This is a genomic window from Chryseobacterium sp. R2ACT005 (assembly GCF_049949215.1).
In the GTDB taxonomy this organism is placed as follows: Bacteria; Bacteroidota; Bacteroidia; order Flavobacteriales; family Weeksellaceae; genus Chryseobacterium.
Genome location: NZ_CP188192.1, coordinates 4,382,321 through 4,402,978 on the forward strand (window position 1 = coordinate 4,382,321; position 20,658 = coordinate 4,402,978).

The 20,658-nt window shown below is 34.8% G+C and carries 15 protein-coding genes; 6 read left to right on the forward strand and 9 right to left on the reverse strand.

Going from position 1 to position 20,658, the window contains the following annotated elements; genetic code table 11:
• Position 1: 1 nt before the first annotated feature.
• A complete protein-coding gene (locus tag ACPF63_RS20140; RefSeq protein ID WP_426481070.1) occupies positions 2–2,878 on the reverse strand; it encodes a carboxypeptidase regulatory-like domain-containing protein in 2,877 nt (958 codons plus the stop codon).
• A gap of 251 nt (positions 2,879–3,129) precedes the next feature.
• Here ACPF63_RS20140 and ACPF63_RS20145 point away from each other — a divergent pair, with 251 nt between their 5' ends.
• A complete protein-coding gene (locus ACPF63_RS20145) occupies positions 3,130–4,320 on the forward strand; it encodes an endonuclease (RefSeq protein WP_077413461.1) in 1,191 nt (396 codons plus the stop codon).
• A gap of 51 nt (positions 4,321–4,371) precedes the next feature.
• On the forward strand, positions 4,372–4,791 hold the full coding sequence (locus ACPF63_RS20150; protein ID WP_426481071.1) for a DUF6146 family protein: 420 nt from the start codon (positions 4,372–4,374) through the stop codon (positions 4,789–4,791).
• A gap of 71 nt (positions 4,792–4,862) precedes the next feature.
• Here the strand turns inward: ACPF63_RS20150 and ACPF63_RS20155 are convergent, their stop codons facing one another.
• Both ACPF63_RS20155 and rho read right to left on the reverse strand, forming a co-directional pair.
• Positions 4,863–5,459 (reverse strand): superoxide dismutase, encoded by a 597-nt coding sequence (locus ACPF63_RS20155; RefSeq protein ID WP_047380285.1) that lies wholly within the window; start codon positions 5,457–5,459, stop codon positions 4,863–4,865.
• 197 nt (positions 5,460–5,656) lie between these two features.
• Positions 5,657–7,498: a transcription termination factor Rho gene (gene rho / locus ACPF63_RS20160; protein ID WP_426481072.1), complete on the reverse strand. Its 1,842-nt coding sequence runs from the start codon at positions 7,496–7,498 to the stop codon at positions 5,657–5,659.
• A gap of 143 nt (positions 7,499–7,641) precedes the next feature.
• Here rho and ACPF63_RS20165 point away from each other — a divergent pair, with 143 nt between their 5' ends.
• From ACPF63_RS20165 to ACPF63_RS20180, 4 genes are all read left to right on the forward strand, one after another.
• Entirely contained in the window at positions 7,642–8,031 is a 390-nt protein-coding gene (locus tag ACPF63_RS20165; protein WP_077413458.1) for a DUF4293 domain-containing protein, read from the forward strand.
• Between the two features lie 141 nt (positions 8,032–8,172).
• Entirely contained in the window at positions 8,173–9,093 is a 921-nt protein-coding gene (locus ACPF63_RS20170; RefSeq protein WP_426481073.1) for a M28 family peptidase, read from the forward strand.
• A gap of 235 nt (positions 9,094–9,328) precedes the next feature.
• On the forward strand, positions 9,329–11,167 hold the full coding sequence (locus tag ACPF63_RS20175) for an ABC transporter ATP-binding protein (protein ID WP_426481074.1): 1,839 nt from the start codon (positions 9,329–9,331) through the stop codon (positions 11,165–11,167).
• 18 nt (positions 11,168–11,185) lie between these two features.
• A complete protein-coding gene (locus ACPF63_RS20180; protein ID WP_426481075.1) occupies positions 11,186–11,533 on the forward strand; it encodes a DUF1801 domain-containing protein in 348 nt (115 codons plus the stop codon).
• A 289-nt stretch (positions 11,534–11,822) separates the two neighbouring features.
• On the opposite strand, the gene ACPF63_RS20185 is transcribed toward ACPF63_RS20180, so the two are convergent.
• The 6 genes from ACPF63_RS20185 to ACPF63_RS20210 all read right to left on the reverse strand — a co-directional run bounded on the left by ACPF63_RS20185 (position 11,823) and on the right by ACPF63_RS20210 (position 20,656).
• Positions 11,823–13,106 carry a hypothetical protein gene (locus ACPF63_RS20185; protein ID WP_426481076.1) on the reverse strand — a complete coding sequence of 428 codons (1,284 nt, stop codon included), beginning with the start codon at positions 13,104–13,106 and terminating at the stop codon, positions 11,823–11,825.
• A 787-nt stretch (positions 13,107–13,893) separates the two neighbouring features.
• The gene (locus tag ACPF63_RS20190; protein ID WP_426481077.1) at positions 13,894–14,364 is read right to left on the reverse strand and encodes a hypothetical protein; all 471 of its coding nucleotides are present in this window, start codon (positions 14,362–14,364) and stop codon (positions 13,894–13,896) included.
• A 1,940-nt stretch (positions 14,365–16,304) separates the two neighbouring features.
• The gene (locus tag ACPF63_RS20195) at positions 16,305–18,119 is read right to left on the reverse strand and encodes a hypothetical protein (protein WP_426481078.1); all 1,815 of its coding nucleotides are present in this window, start codon (positions 18,117–18,119) and stop codon (positions 16,305–16,307) included.
• Between the two features lie 760 nt (positions 18,120–18,879).
• Positions 18,880–19,068 (reverse strand): hypothetical protein, encoded by a 189-nt coding sequence (locus ACPF63_RS20200; protein ID WP_426481079.1) that lies wholly within the window; start codon positions 19,066–19,068, stop codon positions 18,880–18,882.
• Between the two features lie 252 nt (positions 19,069–19,320).
• Positions 19,321–19,563, reverse strand: a complete 243-nt coding sequence (locus tag ACPF63_RS20205; protein ID WP_426481080.1) for a hypothetical protein — start codon at positions 19,561–19,563, stop codon at positions 19,321–19,323.
• A 436-nt stretch (positions 19,564–19,999) separates the two neighbouring features.
• On the reverse strand, positions 20,000–20,656 hold the full coding sequence (locus ACPF63_RS20210; protein WP_077413451.1) for a phosphatidylserine decarboxylase family protein: 657 nt from the start codon (positions 20,654–20,656) through the stop codon (positions 20,000–20,002).
• Between the last annotated feature and the right edge of the window lie 2 nt (positions 20,657–20,658).

Below are 20,658 nucleotides of genomic sequence, written 5' to 3' on the forward strand. Positions count from 1 at the left end.
TTTAGAATCTGAATTGAAGGTTAACAAAATAAGATCTACCCTGGTTATACCAATATTTAGGAGCGAATACCATGTTTCCGCTGTCATAATCATTAGCATAGTCAGTATAGTTAACGTTTCTCGTCTGCTCAAATCCACCTGTAATAAAGTTTCTGTTATTAAGGATGTTATTTACAGATGCAGACACTAACACATAATACTTACCAATCATCCATGATTTACCTGCATTCACATTGAAGAAGAACGCTGAAGGTAATTTTGTTGGAGTAAGAATTCTTGCAAGCTCTTCCTCTGTTACGTTATCATAAGGTACTCCAGGTGTGTTAGGATTTGTATAGAATCTTTCTGTTCTGGTTACCGGAGACGGATCCAGGAATGAATGTCCGAAATAGTTCCATGTAGCTCCTACCCACCAATACTTAGGGCTGCTGTAACGAAGACCTAAAGTGTATGCCTCCTGAGGCGTTCCTCCTTGTCTGTAGTTTTTAAGGGTAGCCTCTCCCATATTGGTATAAGATCTTGATACAATATTTCCGTTTCCGTCAAGTTCTCTGAATGTTCCAACCGCATCAGATGCAAAATAAACGGTAGGATTATTAGTATAAGTATATTGTCCTACACTTAATAATCCGCTGGCTGTCAAAGTAGGAGTAACTTTCACCTGTGCTCCAAGCTCAATACCCATATTTCTCTTATTGGCTCCTGCCAATACCTGTGTAATGAAAGCACCATCCTGTACCGGAGTCTGATCTCCGCTTTCGGTCAAAGTAGTCAACTTAACTCCTTGTGCAAAGTATCTTTGTACACTTGTTTCGTTTTGAGTGTTAACAAGGTAACCTGTCAATCTCAGTTTTAGAATCGGAGTAGAAATTACATAGCTCAAATCGTTTGCATCAACAACAACATTCTTGATCCCCGGAGTTGTAACACCACTTACTCTTGTATTAAAATAAATATCATTTAAGAAAGGAGACTGTGAAAAGTAAGCTCCGTTATAAACCAAAAAGTTTCTACCGTTGATTTTATAGGTAACCTGACCTTTAACCCCTGCATTCCAGAAGTTTTGGTCTGCTCCTTTTCCATAAGAAGACTCATACAGATAATGTTGGAATAAACCTTCTCTGCTGTTCGTTGTATATCCGAACAGTCCGGAAATAAAAACATCAAATTTCCCTGTGGAGAATTTAAATGCAGGATTTATTTTAAATTCCTGTCTTCTGAAAATATAGCTGTACCCGATTTTATCACCTTCTCTTTTGGCAACATCAGTATCGCTTTCTCTTGTATTAAATTTCCCCCAAACACTTCCAGCAGTCGTATTGGACGCAAATGGGTCCATATTCAGAGCAAAATCAGCACCTAAAAGGTCATTCACTTCTCTGTACTGTTCAGATCTGTAATTCTGATAAGATAAGTTTAAGATAAAACGGGAAGTATCGGTGAAGTTATAGGTATAATGTGTAGATACATTCCATACTTTATCATCTTTTACATCATCTACAAGGTAATAAGCCGCTCTTCTTCCTCCAAGTAACGCATTGTATTGTACGTTTCTATTGGCATTATAAAGATTATCCCAATTGATCTGTGTGTGCGACTGATCATCATTAGTCCACCAGTCTCTTGTAATTCCAATGTTAGCAGCCTGCTCCGGAGACGGATTTGTATAGTTTAACCAATAGCTTGGTAAATTACGGTAATAAGTTGGAGACGGGTTATTGGCTCTATACCAGTCCAATCTTGAACTGTATTCTTTACCGAACTGGTAAGAAACAGAGGTCCATAACTGAGAGTTTTTATTTATTTTCCAGAAATCCTGTAACTGGATCATTGGCTGGAAACCTCTTTTCACTCTCTCATTCCTTTTATCTCCATTCTGCCATCCCCAGTAAGAATTGTAATGAACTCCTCTGAAATCATAAACTTCCTGAGTACTTGGGCTTGAAGAGCTTCTCTCATATTTGGAACCTATAGCATTTAAAGTCATGGTATGACTGTCACTGAATTTCTTCTCAATACCAATATATCCACTGTATGCATCATAAGCAGTACCATCCTGAATCCCTTCCTGTGCCCATCTTCTTGCGATCATTCCAGTAAAGGCCCATCCGTTCTTATTCATTCCGGAAGAGAATCTGTAAGATAATCTGTTGGTATAGTTTCTGTTGGTCAGAGAGTACGTCAGCTGACTTCCTTTTCTGTACTCGCTGGCTTTGGTATTCTTATAAAATACTCCGGTAGTTCCTCCGAAAGCATATTCGGAAGGGGCATGATTAGCTGCAATTTCCGGGTAACGGGTGATTTCGTTCAATCCTCCCCAGGTACTGAAGTCTACATCTCCATTATCTGCAGCGGCCATAGAAATCCCGTTGATCATATTCTCACCTGTTCTGCTATCAATTCCTCTTGGGCGGAACCAGTATGGTCCTAAATCGAAACTTGCAATTCTATTGAAGACATCCTGAGAAGACTGTAATAATCCTACAGTTGCGGTTTGCTGTGCGCCGCCACCATCACTTTCTCCTGAATCCTCCACAATAGCTAAACCCTGATCTGCACCATTCAATGCAGAATAAAGAGTAATTACTCCAAGATCTTTTCTCTTCTCATTATTAGTTACGTCAAATTCAAAAATTTTAGTTTCAAAATTCGGCTTTGTAACCATAATTTGATAATGTCCCGGCATCAAGTCAGTAAATTGGAAATAACCGATCTTGTCTGCCTTTGCATCATTTCCTGCTCCTTTTAAATCTACACTTGCTTGCTCAACAGGCTTTCCTTCCGCATCCTTAAGATACGCAAACACTGTTGTCTGCGCATAATAATATGACGCAGGCAGCAAAGTAAATAAAGAGATCAATGATAGTTTTTTAATCATGAGTATATTTATTTTTTTAAATACTTTTCTTGTTAATTTTCAACAGTTTAAAAGTTGGGGGCACAAATTTAATCAAATTTTGTAATTCACAACTTTTTTAACAATATTTTTCCTTAATACTGCAAGCTTTTAAGAATCATTATATAAATGATTCTGAGATAATTGCTTTTAAATTTACAAATATTTAAAACGTAGTGAATTAAAAAAAGTAAATTTGTAAATTAAATAGTATTAATAATAACTCAAAGAAGATGAAGAGATTTTCGAGTCTGTTTGCCATCATTATTTCGGTCATGGCATTTTCACAGCAACAAGGAAAACTGAGAAAAGTAGCTACTGTAGGTTTTTTAAATGTAGAAAACCTGTGGGACACTATCCGTTCAGCGGATTATATTGATGGAACCAAGGACATTAAAAATCCTGCTTTTCACAGAAGTATTCCTATGGATTCTATCAAACTTCTGGAAGCTGAAAAATATGACGGACCATGGAGTGACGGTGCTTTAATTGGTAAAAAGGTAGTAAGAGAACAAGGTGGTTCTGAAGAATTTACCCCAAAAAGTGCAAAAAACTACGGGACTAAAATTTATAAAGCAAAATTGGCCAATGAAGCCAAAGTAATTTCTGAAATGGGAGCACAGTATACCAAAACAGCTCCTGCAGTAGTGGGATTAATTGAGGTTGAAAACAGACAGGTCATCCAGGATCTGATCAACGAACCCGCTTTAAAGAAATATGATTACGGGATTATTCATTACAACTCTTATGACTACAGAGGAATTGATGTTGCATTGATTTATCAGAAAAGAAGATTCACTCCTACCAATTCATTAAAAAAAGAACTGAAAATATACGGTGACAACGGAAGAAGAGAATATACAAGAGATATTCTTGTTGTAACAGGGTTTTTAGATAATGAAAAAGTGGCATTCTTTATGAACCACTGGCCTTCAAGAAGAGGAGGTGAAGCGATTTCTCTACCTAAAAGAAATGCTGCAGCCGCTTTATTGAAACAGCAGATGGACAGTATAAGAGCTGCAGACCCAACAACGAAGCTTTTTGCAATGGGTGACTTTAATGACGATCCTGTAAGCCCGAGTTTAAAAAACCACCTGAAAGCTCAGGCAGCACCTAAAGATTTAAGTGAAGAAACACCATACCTTAATCTGATGTATCCTTTATATAAGAAAGGAGTGGCATCTCTCGCCTATCAGGATGCACCGAACCTGTTTGACCAGATTATTGTTTCTAAAAATGTAATTTCAGATCAGGTAACTAAAGAATATTCTGTGTACAAAACAGAAATTTTCGCACCGTCTTATTTAGTTAATAAAGAAGGAAATTATAAAGGCTATCCTTTCAGATCCTGGAATGGAGACCAGTTCACAGGAGGTTACAGTGATCACTTCCCGGCATTTGTAGTTCTCCAGAAAGAACCATAAAAAAGTTAGGCACTCTTATTGGAGTGCTTTTTTTATATAAATACCTTCATCATGAAAAATATTATTTTATTGGTATTGATCGCATTGATACCTTACAGCTGTTTTTCTCAGGAAACACCAAAGAAAGATAAAGAACAACATGAAATGAAGCCTTCTAAAAACGAAGACGGAGAATGGGATCTCACGGTTATTGATACGCAATTTGATTATTTTTTGAACGCTGTTGCCAAGCCCATCAGCCAGTATACAGAATCATATCTGAAGACAAAAAATACATTTCTGGTGAACGAATGGAACAGTTATTATAATTCCGGGAGATACAGAAATATCATAGAATCCGGAATAGATTATGATCCGCAGGAAAAGTACGGAATCAAGTTTGAATATAAGTTATATCAGGTCTTTGTGTATGTAAACTGGAAGTATAAGCTAAGATTGAATGGATTATCCGGAAGCGATACCATAAGATAAATTTTAAATACTACTCAATAAAAAAGGTTCAGAATTGTTCTGAACCTTTTCATTTTTATAATAGCTGAAAATTATTTATTGAATAATTCTTCTACTTTATCCCAGTTTACTACTTCAAAGAATGCAGAAACATAGTCAGGTCTTCTGTTTTGGTAGTTTAAATAATAAGCGTGCTCCCAAACATCTAATCCTAAAACCGGAGTTCCTTTAACGTCTGCTACAGGCATTAATGGGTTGTCCTGGTTTGGTGTAGAAGAAACAGATACAGAACCGTCAGCATTTTTTACTAACCAAGCCCATCCTGAACCAAATCTTGTTTTAGCAGCATCAGAAAAATCAGTTTTGAATTTTTCAAGACCTCCGTAGTTTTCGATAGCAGCTTTTACATTTCCTACAGGCTCTTTGCTTCCTCCTGGCGTTAAAATTTCCCAGAATAAAGAGTGGTTGAAGTGTCCTCCTCCATTATTTCTTACTGCTGGTTTGTCAGTTCCTGTCTGGCAGATTTCTTCAATAGTTTTTCCTGCTAGTTCAGTTCCTTCAATTGCTTTATTTAAATTGTCAATATATGCCTGGTGGTGTTTTGTATGGTGGATTTCCATAGTTCTTGCATCAATAGTTGGCTCTAATGCATCATATGCATATCCTAGTTTTGGTAATTCAAATGACATAATCTTTATTTTTAATGTTATATTCCAAAATTAGCCAATATTTAAGGTATTATCAAGGATTGAAGATTACTTTAATAAATCTTTAACATTGATACATTGATTTAGAATGAATTAAGTTTTAATTTTTTTTATTTACAACCAACAAAAAGCACGAACCAAATGATCCGTGCTTTTCATTTAACAATATTAAATTAAATTTATTTATTCATAGACATCAGGAATTCTTCATTGTTGAGAGTTCCTTTGATGTTCTTATTTACAAATTCCATAGCTTCTACAGGATTCATTTCAGAAAGGTATTTTCTGAAGATCCACATTCTCTGAGAAGTTACTTCATCCAGAAGCAGATCATCTCTACGGGTACTGGAAGAAATTAAGTCAATAGCAGGATAAATTCTTCTGTTAGCAATTTTTCTGTCTAGCTGAAGCTCCATGTTACCAGTACCTTTGAATTCTTCAAAGATTACTTCATCCATTTTAGATCCTGTATCAATCAATGCGGTTGCAATGATCGTCAGAGATCCTCCTCCTTCGATTTTTCTTGCTGCTCCAAAGAATCTTTTCGGCTTGTGAAGTGCATTGGCGTCTACCCCACCGGAAAGAACCTTACCTGATGCAGGAGTAACTGTGTTGTATGCTCTTGCCAATCTTGTAATAGAATCCAGTAAGATTACTACATCGTGTCCACACTCAACCATTCTCTGTGCTTTCGCAAGAACAAGGTTAGCTACTTTCACATGTTTTTCAGCTGCTTCGTCAAATGTAGAGGCAATAACTTCTGCATTTACACTTCTTTCCATATCAGTAACCTCTTCCGGACGCTCATCAATCAAAAGAACCATCATGTATACTTCCGGGTGGTTGGCTGCAATAGAATTAGCAATATCTTTAAGCAACATCGTCTTACCTGTTTTAGGCTGTGCAACGATCATTGCTCTCTGACCTTTTCCAATAGGTGCAAATAAATCTACAATTCTGGTAGAAATGGTAGATCCGCTTCCTGCTAAATTGAATTTTTCTTCCGGGAAAAGCGGAGTAAGATATTCAAAAGCAACACGGTCCTTAATGAATGCAAGGTCACGTCCGTTAACTTCTGTAGGTTTTAATAATGAAAAATATTTTTCACCTTCTTTTGGAAGTCTTACAATTCCTTTAACGGTATCTCCGGTTTTTAAACCATAATTTCTGATCTGTGCTGTAGATACATACACATCATCTGGAGAAGAGATATAGCTGAAGTCTGATGAACGTAAAAATCCGTAGTTATCCGGTAAAATTTCCAAAACACCTTCAATGCTTACCAATCCATCGAAATTGAATTCTTTTTTATGGTCGTGCTGCTCCTCTGCCTTTTCAGAATGTCTGTTTTGATTCTGATTTTGGTTTTGGTGCTGCTGGTGTTGTTGGTTCTGGTTTTGATTTTTATGTTGGTTTCCACTATTCTGTGGATGGTTGTGTCCTTTTTGAGGTCTGTTAGCCTGTTGTTGAGGATTGTTAGGCTTTTCTTCAGCCTGAGCAGGCTCTTGAGATTCTGTGTTTTTTGGAGCTTCTGTTTTTTCCTGAGATACTTCTGCATTACCTGCATTGGTAGAAACTCTTTTTCTTTTCTTTTTAGCCTGGGCGCTTGCTGCAGATTCCTCTGTTATTGCAGCTACTTCAGCTTTGGGTTCTTCCGGTTTTACTTCTTCAGAAGCGGGTACCTTTTCTTCTACTTTTTCTTCTGCTTTAGGTTCTTCTGCCGGAGCTTTTGTATTTGTGTTTGTATTTGTTTTTGGCTTGGCTGCTGGTTTCTTCGGAACAGCTTTTCTTGCCGGGGCTTTAACAGGTTTATCTGCTGGGGCCTCTTCAGTAGTTACACTGGTGGTTTCTGTGGCGTTGAAATAATCTTTTGCAACTTTAGGGTTAGAAGCCTGAAAGTCAAGAATAGCAAAGATCTTGTCATTTTCATTGCTGGTTCTTGCAACTTTAACGCCCAAATCTTTTAAGATTTTAGTCAGTTCCGTTACGGATTTTGACCTTAACGTTTCTATGTTAAACATATTTATGTAAAAATGTAATTAATTGTGAGTAAGAAAAGTAAGTCCGGTGACTTTGGTTTTCAAGTACATTGTATAATGCAAATCTACACTTATTTTTGAATTGTGCAAAATTTATGTTATTTTTGCCAAGAATTTAATATTCAATGCTACAGAGAATACAAACTATATGGACGTTATTGGCAGTTTTAGCTGCTGTTTTCCTTTTTATAACAGGACAGGATGTTGTCATTTCCGACAGTATTCCTTTACTTAATATGGGCAGTATCGTGCTTGTAATCATTGGAGCATTAAGTATTTTTAGTTTCAAAAACAGAAAAAGACAAATTTTGCTGAATACTATCAGCATCATTATAAACGTTTTGTTGATTGGTGTATTGGCGTACTGGTTACTAAACTTATCCGGAGGAATTCATTTTCCTGAGAAGGGTATTGAGCCGATTTTCCCATTGATTGCGGTAATTTGTCTGCTTATTGCAAACATTTACATCCGTAAAGATGAGAGGCTCGTAAAATCTGTAGACAGACTTCGATAGCCTTACAACGATTTTTTGAGTGAGAACAGCTTCTTTTTAGGAGCTGTTTTTTATTTGCCCCATATTCTTATAATTTATGTAAATTGATTGCAACTTTTTGATCAAAACCACGACAGATCATATAACTTTTAATAAAAGACAATGAAAAAGCTAACGTATCTTACTTTATCACTATTCTCCATATTCACTTTTTCCCAGGAGGTTTCTAAAGAAAGGGTAAAAACAATCCTTTCCACTCTCGCTTCAGATGAAATGAAAGGCCGTGAAATCGGAACTCAGGAAAATGAAAATGCAGCCAACTACATTGCTAAACTCTTCAAAGAAAATAATCTGGAATACTGTACCGGAAAATCTTACCTGGTACCATTTGATTATAATGGGAAAACAGCATACAATGTCTGTGGTGTCAAAAAAGGAAAAACAGATCAGTATCTTGGATTCTCAGGGCATTTTGATCATATTGGAACCAGTGATAAAAGTGGTGACAACATTTATAACGGAGCCGATGATGATGCCAGCGGAATTACGACTCTGGTAGGTATTGCCGATTATTTTAAAAACAAAAAGCCTGAATTCTCTATGGTTTTCATGGCATTTAATGGAGAGGAGAAAGGAATGCTGGGTTCAAGAGCTATCTCAACTGACACCAATCTGGATCATATTTATAATAAGCTGACAGCACTTTTCAATTTTGAAATGGTAGCCACAGAATCTCAGTGGGGAAAAAATGCATTATATATGACAGGAGACGGGTTCTCTGACCTTGATGAACTGTTCAATAAAAATGCGGTAAACGGATTAAAACTCAATGCAGATCCATATGCAAAACAACAGCTGTTCTACCGTTCAGACAATGTAAGCTTTGTAAAAAAGAAAATCATTGCCCATTCATTCTCTACAGTAGATATGACGAAAGCATCTCATTATCACCACGAAAATGATGACATCAACATCGTAGATTTTGATAATATGACGCAGATCATCAATAACTTTGGAAAAACTCTGGATAAATTGAATCCTAAAAATTTTGCTCCAAAGTATAATGACCAGGTGAATTTTTAATTAAATCATTATATCAAAACCGCTGTTTCAGCGGTTTTTTTTATGAAGCAGCAAGACCTTTTTATCTTTTATTTTTATGTCATAATCAGGTTTAATTTATTCAAAAAACAAAGCTTAATAACACGGAGTTGTAACAAAAAGACATTTTTTGAAACTTATCCATTAAAGTAAAACAGGATTAAGGACGTCTTATCTTTTAATTTTACGTAATTTTGCTATCCAATTTTTTCATTGAATGAACCAATATATTAAAATACTGAAGTTCGCAAGACCTCACCAAAAATACATCTACGGAAGCTTGTTTTTCAACCTTATGTATTCTGTTTTTCAGATTGCTTCCTTAGGAACTATTCTACCGGTTTTGGGAATGCTTTTCGGAACCATAGAGGCTAAAAAATACAGCAAACCACCTGTTTATTCGGGAGAGATTTTAGATTTTTTCTCTTACGCAAAAGAGTATGCCAATTATTATGTTCAGAGTTTAGTAACTGAGCACGGAGCACTTAATGTTTTGGCCTGGCTTTGTGTGATAACGGCCTTTATGTTTTTACTGAGAAACCTTTTCAGATATTTAGGTTCGTTTTTACTGATCAATTATCGTGTAGGGGTTACCCAGGACCTTCGTGGAGCGATGTACAGAAAGATTCTTTCTTTACCTGTTTCCTTTTTTACAGAAAGCAGAAAAGGAGATCTGATGTCCCGTATGTCAAATGACGTAGGTGAAGTTGAAGGTAATATTTTAGGAAGTTTAGTAGAATTGATCAATGCACCTTTTATGCTGATAAGCACATTGGTGACTCTTTTCTTTTTAAGTACAGAGATGACTCTTTTCTCCCTTCTGGTATTGCCTGTAATGGGAACTATGATTGCTTTAATAGGAAAAAGCCTGAAAAAAGACTCTCACGAAGCCCAAAATGAAATGGGAACTATTTTCTCAATCGTAGATGAAACATTGAAATCTACAAAGGTGATTAAGATTTTCAGTGCAGAAAAAATAATGGACAACCGTTTTATGCAGTCAATGCAGAAATGGATCAACAGCTCTATAAGATTAGGTAGAAAAAAGGAACTTGCATCTCCGATGAGCGAATTTTTAGGTTCGGTTACGTTCTTAATTATCGCTTGGTATGGGGGAAAACAAATCATTGTAGAACAAAGTATTTCCCCTGCAGATTTCTTGGTTTTCCTGGGAATTTTCTTCCAGATTTTACCTCCTGTGAAAAGTTTGTCTCAGTCAATTTCGAATGTACAGAAAGGAGAAGCTTCTCTTGAAAGAGTTTTAGCAATTCTGGATGCTGATGTGAAAATTGATGAAATAGCAAATCCCGTTTCCATTTCAACATTAAATCATTCTATCGAGTTTAATAATATTGGCTTTTTCTACGATAAAGACCATACGATTCTTAAAAACTTCTCACTTTCAATTCCAAAAGGGAAAACAGTAGCTCTTGTAGGGCAAAGTGGAAGTGGTAAAACAACCATTGCCAATCTTTTAGCAAGATTCTATGATGTTTCTGAAGGAGAGATCATGATTGACGGCACCAATATTAAACATTTAAAATTAGATGAATACCGCAAGCTTCTGGGTATGGTAACCCAGGAATCTGTATTATTTAATGATTCCGTTTATAATAATATCCTGATGGGTAAACCTGATGCGACAAGAGAAGAGGTGATTGCTGCCGCAAAAATTGCCAATGCAGATGCATTTATCACAACACTTCCTGAAGGATATGATTCCAATATCGGAGATGATGGCGGTAAGCTTTCCGGAGGTCAAAAGCAAAGAGTTTCTATTGCGAGAGCAGTATTGAAAAACCCTCCAATTATGATTCTGGATGAAGCAACCTCTGCGCTGGACACAGAATCTGAAAGATTTGTACAGGATGCACTGGAGAAAATGATGGAAAACAGAACTTCTCTGGTAATCGCCCACCGTCTTTCAACCATTCAGAAAGCAGACTGGATCGTAGTGATGGAAAAAGGCGATATTGTAGAGCAAGGAACACATCATGACCTGATCGCTAAAAAAGGAATGTATAACAAGCTTGTTGAGCTTCAAAATTTCGACTAATATTTTAATTCAATTAAAATGAACCCTATACAAGAGTATTTCTACAGAATCGAAGAGCCTGAAAGAAGTACTCTTTTATTTTTACGTGATTCTATTTTAGCTTCAGATCCGGAAAATATTACAGAAACATTCAGTTTTGGGCTTCCGTTTATCAAATACAAAAAGAAAATGCTGTGTTATTTTTATTACAGCAAAAAATACAGGAAACATTATATCAGCTTTTACCACGGTGACAAATTGGATTATCCAGAGTTGATTCTGGATGGCAGAAAGAAGTTTAAAATCCTCTTAATTGACACTGAAGAAGATCTCCCGGTAGAATTCATATTAAACCTTACAGAAGAGATTAAAAAGCATATAAAATAAAAAACTCCGGCACGAATCATCGTACCGGAGCCCTCTTTAAAAAACTTTTATCATTGTGTGTTTATTCCGCTGAATTCTGCCTGTTTAATATCCCATGCCAAAGCATTCGCAAACAGTATAGAGTTGTAAACAGTATATCCGCCGGCAGATGTTCCATTTCCACCATTACCATAACCTGTACGCTAATTAGTTTCCTGTGACATCACAGCAAGAAGGAGACAGGTATCCTTATTTCTATTACATCTGTGTAAGCAGTATATAAATTTCATCAACTATACCTATGAAAATTCTAATATAATCTTTGAATAGATAAATAGATAACTCTAGTATTATCCGAAGTACCAGTGGTATTTTTATTATCAACTGTTGGGAAATAATATACTCTGTACCATTTATCATCAAAAGCAATATCCACTGTTTCTACTTCTTGATTGGCATTATTTCCAGAACCTGAGGTTCTTCCAGGTGTAGATGTAGGGTCTGTATACATATCATTAAATCCTACTCCATAGTAAATTCCGTTATCTAATTCAACATAACTTTTATTTGTTCCTGAAGAAGGTTTTGCAGCCAATAAATAGTTTCCAGCGTTAAACCTGTCAACTGTTGAAAGTGCACTAAACCAGATTTTTATAGGAGTTGATGTTATATTTACAATACGTGGATACATAGTTACTGATCCATTCCCACCATTAGAATCACCAGAGAAATATGCATCAAGCTGAATCTTATTTCCAAGAGTTGGAAGAGAAGTACTACCATTTGCCGCAAGCATGTCAGATAACCAACCTGCTCCTGATGCAGAAACTTCAGCTCGGTAGTACACAAGCTCTCCTAAAGTTATAGCATCTGAAGCTCCAACAGTAGCACTGCATGTTTGTCCCCCAATAGATAGGTTAAAAGTTGTTGTTGTTGGACTGGTAACAGTGGGAGTTCCTGTTACAGAATATATGAGTGTTCCTGAACCATTTGTAAAATTCCCATCAGAAATTGTTGCTGTAAGTCCATTGACAGGACCTATTGTTTGACTTGGATATACTCCCCCATTTCCACCTGTATAAGGGACTTCCATAGTTCCACTGTATGCGTTTCCAGCAGTATAACTATTGGGAGTGAGGGTAACATTGTTGCAGGTAAGGGAGCCTATGGTTCCAGATTTTAAAGATTTACCATCCAATGTCCTCCATTCGGATCCATTCCAAAAAACGTACCCTTTGTAAGACAAAGCCCCCGCTCCTGTATTGTAGGCCATAAGGCCTGTAGCAGGAGAAGTAATAGTTGTTTGATCCGTATTACTTGTAAGAGATATTTTAGGGGTAATAAAACCTTTATCGTTTATTGTAGACATATCCAAAACGGATGAGGCTTCTGGTAAAATAGTTCCTATTCCTATTTGTCCTGCGGAAGTAACCACAACATCATTTTTTTGTTGCAGAGCTGAAAGAGTTCCTGAAGAGGGATTATCTTTGCTTCCATCTATATGGAAAATTGCCTTGGGATTTTGTGTATTAATTCCGACTTGTCCTAAAACAAATGCAGGAAACAAAGTAATAGCTAATACTGTTTTTTTCATGTTAATTATGTTTTGAAATTAATTATATTTACAGGAGTATATATCTGTTTTTTATTTTAAACTTCGTAACCGAACAAGTTTCGCAGTAAAAAATGACTTTCTATTTAATGTAATGATGTATAAACTTATTTTGAAGAGGTTTACCCTTGAATTATAATATAAATGATATTCATTTGCTTGATCCAAAAATAGAAAGTATATCTGATGATCAGCAATAATAACATACTCACATATACGCTTGAGTAAAAAAAACACTTAAAATTCACACAATTCATTAATTATCAGTATTTTAAATCATGCTATTTGCGTAGACTGAGAATAAAAACACTCTCCTTGTATATCACCAAAATCTGAATTAAGAAAGTAATAAGTGCAAATAACTAAAATATTTATGCAAAAAAAATCTCCAGCCTAGCCAGTTAATATTAAAATGGTTATTAAGCAAATAAGTCCTAAACCGAAGATTGGTAAGGTTATTATTCTCTGATAGATGAGAATTTTCAAAAACAAAATTTCCATCTCAAAAAGACGTTATTGACTATTGATCTAAAAAAATAGTTAAATTTCAGAATCTCAATAGCACAATGAAATGCTTTAAGCTTATTACATTTGATCCTATTATCTTTCATTCACACCCTTCAAGATTTTTTAAGAAGAATAGCAGTGCAGGACTTTTACAGATAGACATCATATTATTTTTTTCAATATTTACATAAGAAATCCTTTATCTTCTTCTATATAATATTCTTTCTGAAACAACTTATGAGGAAATAAATCGGAACTCTGTTTAAATATTAATAAGAAAGCTATTGATATTGATATCGGAAGGAATATTGAGTTTTTTTCGTATTCTGTATTTTTTGCTTTCTACTGCACGAATACTATTATTAGTGCATTGGGCAATCTTTTTCGTATTAAAATCAAGCTTCATCAAAGCACAGAAATACAATTCAGAATGAATCAGATTGGAATTGATTTTTACAATCTCCGGAATAAAATGAGGAAAAAACAGTTGGAATTTTTCAAAAAAAACAGGCGAATTATTTTCTGCAAGACTCAAAATCTCACGGATATTTTCTTCTGAGAGATGATTGATAAGCATCTGATGCTTCATGAGTTCTGTATTTGATTTCATCAGATCTTTGATGGTAGAATCCTTTACTTTTCTGTCCGTAATCAAGCCGTTAATAAGTTTATCTTTTTGTGCAATAAAAACAATGTCCATCAAAAAAGAAGCGATAGAAAATAAAATATTCAACGATTTTATTGTTTTAAAATCTTCTTTTTCTAAAAATTTACTTTTAGGCAGAAAATCAAAATCAAAATACAGACATATAATAAAGTTGATACAAATCATTAAAGTAATAAAAAAAATAGAATAAGAATTTTTTTTATAGTTAAAAAAAAATGGCACAGCAAACAGAAGACAAAAATAAAAGTATTCTACACCTGCGCTTTTGTAAGTATAGATATTAAAGAAATTTACTATGAAAGTAAGTAATACAAATATCCCGATAATAAAAGGGTTCAATTTTTTTTTAAATCGCTTCGTCTTTCCTTTTACAGTCATTAAAAACAGCCAGAAAAAGGTAATAACGGTAAGAAATATTGAAATCAACATATCCCCGAAAAAAGTAATGATAAAAATGGAGTAAAACAGAAATATGAAGAACAATAAAAGCAGATACCGATTGATAAGATTTAGATAATTGCTATCAAAATCATCATTCATTTTCTCCGCTTCATCGTTGATCATCTTAAAGAAAAACTTATAAATCATCGTGTTGTTTTTTATGTTTTCACAAGCTCAAGTTGGCATTCGTGCTACTGAAAGCATAAATTTCCCAATCTTAATAGCTTTTAAACAACATAATAACTGACCAAACAAAATAGCTGTCCGTAATTTCAGCGATAAAAGAATATGATTCGTGTTTTTCCATTCTAATTTAGTAAGAATCTGATTAGTTTATTCAACAAACCTGATCAATAATAAAAAAACAACGCTGAAAATTATAAGTCATATTCAATCATTTGATGTATAAGCATAAAAGCATGAATAACCCGTGTTTATGTAGCTGCAAAATTATTGATCTGTACAAATAAGCTTTAATAGCTATATACTCAATATTACTCACGCGTAATTAAACTCAAAAAACACAATACATATCAAATAAAAGAGAGAGGGAAACTGAATGATCAGTCATGATCGGAAGAATTTTTCTTCCAGCTTTTATATTTCCTGATGCATCCGACTGAATTTATGATATCCCATATATCTAATGATGTAGAAGAAGTAGAAGGAAATATTTGGGGAAACTTAATTGAATTGGTCAACCCTTTTATGTTGATCAGCCCCCCTGGCTACCTTATTTTTCCTAAGCCCGGAAATGACTCTTTTCTCTTTACTGGTTCTCCCTGTAATGAGAACAATGATTGCACTGATCGGAAAAAGCCTTAAAAAAGATTCTCACAAATCACAAAATGAGCTGGGAAAATATTTAATAGGGAAAAATCATGAATAACAGATTCATGCATTCTATGAACAAATGGATTTAAAGCTCTGTCAGTTTAGGTAAAAAGAAGGAATTAGCTTCCCCAATGAGCGAATTTTTAGGCTTTATACCATCCTGATCATTGCCTGGTATGGTGAAAAACAAATTATCGTTGAACAAAGCATTTCTCCGGCAGACTTCCTTGTATTTTTAGGAATGCTCTTCAAGATTTTACCTCCAGCAAAAAGTTTATCAACTTCTATTTCTAACGTTCAAAAGGGAGAAGTTTCCTTGAAAAGAGTACTGGAAATCTTGGATGCTGATGTAAAAAATTGAGGAAGTTGCAGAGCCTGAAAGAAGTACTCTTTTATTTTTGCGTAATAAGATTCTGGCTTCAGATACCGAGAATATTTCAGAAACATTCAGTTTTGGGCTTCCATTTATCAAATATAAAAAGGAAAATGCTGTGTTATTTTTATTACAGCAAAAGATATAAAAAACACTATATCAGCTTTCATCATGGAGATAAGCTGGATTATCCTGAACTGATCTAGGGCGGTAAAAAGAAGTTCAAGATCCTTCTTATTAATATGGAAAAGATCTTTCTGTAGAATTTATCATCAATCTGACAGAAGAAATTAAAAGATATATAAAATAAAAAACTCCGGTACGAATAATCGTACCGGAGCCTTCTTTAAAAACTTCATCATTGTGTGTTTATTCCGTTGAATTCTGCCTGTTGAATTGCCCAGGCCAAAGCATTGGCAAACAGTATAGAGTTGTAAACAGTGTATCCGCCAGCAGGCGTCCCGTTTCCACCATTACCATAACCTGTACGGGCAATTGGTTTTCCTGCGGCATCAACAGCAAAAGGACATATAGTCTGACTTCCATTACCAGCTGCGCCAGCAGTATTATTGGGATTAGAAGTAAACCCTCCGTCACCTATGAAAATAAAATTATGCGTATTATCTCTAAAACTTGATACACCAACATTTGTATTATTTGAAGTAATTGGAACAGCTGTTGAATATGTTGTTATGCTGCCTAATGGGGCATTCGTTATATATGAACCACCACCATTATCTTCTCCCCAATTCTTTCCTCTAATATCTCCAAAAGGACCATTTAAAACAGCATCATTAACAGAACTCAACTGATAAATACTTCCCCCTCCAAATGTAGAATTAAAAGTAATACTGTTATCACCATAGAATGTCTGGAAAAAAGTAGCCACATTGGTAGGATCTTGCTGCATTAAAATACATGTACCTTTATTGTTTAGGTAATCTGCCATAGCTCTCGCTTTATTAACACTCCAGTTCATATAATATCCAATGATTACAATATCCGGTTTGGCAGCCAGCCATGCGCTGAAATTGGCATCCGAAGGATCTGAAGAATAATTTGTATAAGTCGCTGTTGTATTATCATATTTTACAGTGCTAGTATTCAATGTTCCAAAATTTTCAGCAGCATTATACATAGCACTCGATGCACTGGATTCCATATGATATCCATATGTACCCCCATACACCCCAATACCTATAATTTTTTTACCAGATATTACCACGATTACATTTACAGAACACGTTGTAGGCACGCCTCCCTGGCTGTCAGAAGTAATAGCCATTGTTTTCACGGATGTAGAAGATGGAGTTCCCGATCCGTTTAAGGTAATATTCTGATTTCCCGTAGCGGTAAATGTTCCAGAGCCACTGAAAGAGATACCATCTACCGTATTCGTGGTAATAACATAACTTCCTAACGATGAAACATTTACAGGCAAAGTGATTGTATTGGAAGACGTAAGAGCTGTTCCCACTTTGTACACTCCGTTTACGGTTGCACTTCCACAACTCATGGTATACGTTCCTGAAGGGCTCAGAACAGTAATAGAGACCGCTGGGGTACATGTCACTTCGGTACCATTGGCATCAATTGCAATATTATCGGTCTGGATATTCTGAGGATTACCCTGGCCCGGGACCTGTACCGTTTGTGTTCCTGTATTAAGAAACACCCCGGTTCCGTAAAAATTATATCCGTTTGAAGTAGTTCCGGTAATTGTATAATTTCCAATTTTTGTTACATTAACCGCAATGCTCAGATAATTGGAACTTGTAAGATCTTTACCTTTCACATAGCTTCCCATTGCTTTGGAAGTTGAACAGTCTACCGTAAAAACAGATTTTCCCATCTGCCCGCAGACACTTTTCCATTCATTATCAGCAAGGCTCCAGTAATTAAGGCAGTCTTCTGTTGTATTGTAAACCGTCAACCCATCATCCTGAGATGTGTTGATTACAATTGCATTTCGCTGGGCCTCAGTTAAACGGGGAATAAATATTCCTTTGTTATTATTACCTGAAACGACATCCAATACAGAATTGGCATTAGGTATTGTGGTATTAATCCCTACAGCACCATTGGTACCTTGCGAATAATAGTTTCCGAAAGCAAAGACCAGTGCTATAAGCAGGATCTTAATTGGAGGCAAAATAAATTTTGTGTCCATCATTATATAAGTTATAATTGTTTAATGCATAAGATGTAAATAAGTCATTTAACTGGAACAAAAATATCATCAACAAACAATTTTTATATTAACTCATCATACGTAATATTACGCACACGTAGTAAAACTCACAAATACATATAACTTTCAACGAATAAAACCCATAAATAACATAAATAAGAAGCTGAACTATTCTATAAAGTTTTATTTTTACTTTTTTGAAAAATATACAATTCTATCATATTTATGTCATTCATATTTTTTACCCCCCACCGGGCAATTCTATTTCGAATTATCTTAAATAGTTGCTGAACTGAAGGTTGGTAGACTTATTTTTTTGCTGATGTCTGAGAATTTTTAAAACAGACTTTTCATCATAAGAATGGAATTGTTGATTAGTAATCCCGGCCGTATATTCATTACAATATTTTTACTTAAAAAAAACAACAAACACCATCAAGCACTGTTTAAGACTACGTATTAGTATTAAAAATCGGAATATTTGCTTACATTTTAAGAAGAAAGCTATTGATATTGATATCGGAAGGAATATTGAGTTTTTTTCGTATTCTGTATTTTTTGCTTTCTTCTATTATTAGTGCATTGGGCAATCTTTTTCGTATTAAAATCAAGCTTCATCAAAGCACAGAAATACAATTCAGAATGAATCAGATTGGAATTGATTTTTACAATCTCCGGAATAAAATGAGAAAAAAACAGTTGGAATTTTTCAAAAAAACAGGCGAATTATTTTTTGCAAGACTCAAAATCTCACGGATATTTTCTTCTGAGAGATGTGATGCTTCATGAGTTCTGTATTTGATTTCATCAGATCTTTGATGATAGAATCCTTTACTTTTCTGTCCGTAATCAAGCCGTTAATAAGTTTATCTTTTTGTGCAATAGAAACAATGTCCATCAAAAAAGAAGCGATAGAAAATAAAATATTCAACGATTTTATTGTTTTAAATCTTCTTTTTCTAAAAATTTACTTTTAGGCAGAAAATCAAAATCAAAATACAGATATATAATAAAGTTGATACAAATCATTAAAGTAATAAAAAAATAGCACAGCAAACAGAAGACAAAAAATAAAAGTATTCTACACCTGCGCTTTTGTAAGTATAGATATTAAAGAAATTTACTATGAAAGTAAGTAAGTAAGTAATACAAATATCCCGATAATAAAAGGGTTCAATTTTTTTTAAAATCGCTTTGTCTTTCCTTTTACAGCCAGAAAAAACAGCCAGAAAAAAGTAATAACCGTAAGAACTAATGAGATCAGCATATCTCCAAAAAAAGTGATAATAAAAATGGAATAAAATAGAAATATGAAAAACAGTAAAAGCAGATACTGGTTAATAAGATTTAGATAACTGCTTTCAAAACTATCATTCGTCTTCTCTGCTTCATCGTTGATCCTTTTAACGAAAAACTTATAAATCATCCTGTTATTTTTTATGTTTTCACAAGCTCAAATTGGCATCTGTACTACGGAAAGCATAAATTTCCCAATGTTAATAACTTTTAAGCAACATAATAACTGACAAAGTATCTGTCTGCAATGTCTTGATAAATATGATTCGTGTTTTCTATTCTAATTTAGTAAAAATCTGATTAAGCCAATCAGCCAACCTAATTAATAAATTAATAATAAGAAACCAACATTAAAAATCGTAAGTCATATTCAGTCTTTCTCTATGGGCATAAAAGCATAAACAACCTGTGTTGTATAGCTGCAAAATTATTGATCTGTACAAATAAGCCTTAACGCCTCAATACTCAATATCACTCATGCGTAGTTAAACTCAAAAAAAATACAATGCATATCAAACAAAAAAGAGAGCCTGAATGACTCTCTTTTTTTATATTTGATAAGAATTTTAATTTTCCTTCAGCTTGGCAATCACATCCAAACCTCCTTTTGTAATATCTCCGATCTTACAGATAATCTCAGTATCCAAAGGCAGGAATACATCCATTCTGGATCCGAATTTAATAAATCCGAACTCATGCCCGGCTTTTGCTTTATCGCCTTCATTACAGTAGAAAACAATCCTTCTAGCTACATACCCGGCAATTTGTCTGAAGACAACTTTATGATTGGTCATAGTTTGTACGGCCATAGTAGTTCTTTCGTTCTCTGTAGAAGACTTTTCATGCCATGCTACCAGATATTTTCCCGGGTGGTACTTTTTGTAAATCACTTCACCCGAAACCGGATATCTACAGATGTGAACATTCAGCGGGGACATAAAAATAGAAACCTGAATGGCTTTTCCTTTTATAAATTCATCCTCATCCACTTCTTTGATCATTACCACTTTTCCGTCCACCGGAGCTATCACGTTTTCTTTGTGATCAAGGATATTACGATCCGGAACTCTGAAGAACCAGAAAACTAAACTGTAAATAACCAACAAAGGCATAATGATCAACAGGGACCATATTTTAAGGAAATAAATTGCTAATACGCCCAAAATAATAAAAAGTATGGTCGCAACGGTAATTGTTCCTTTTGATTCTCTATGTAATTTCATGA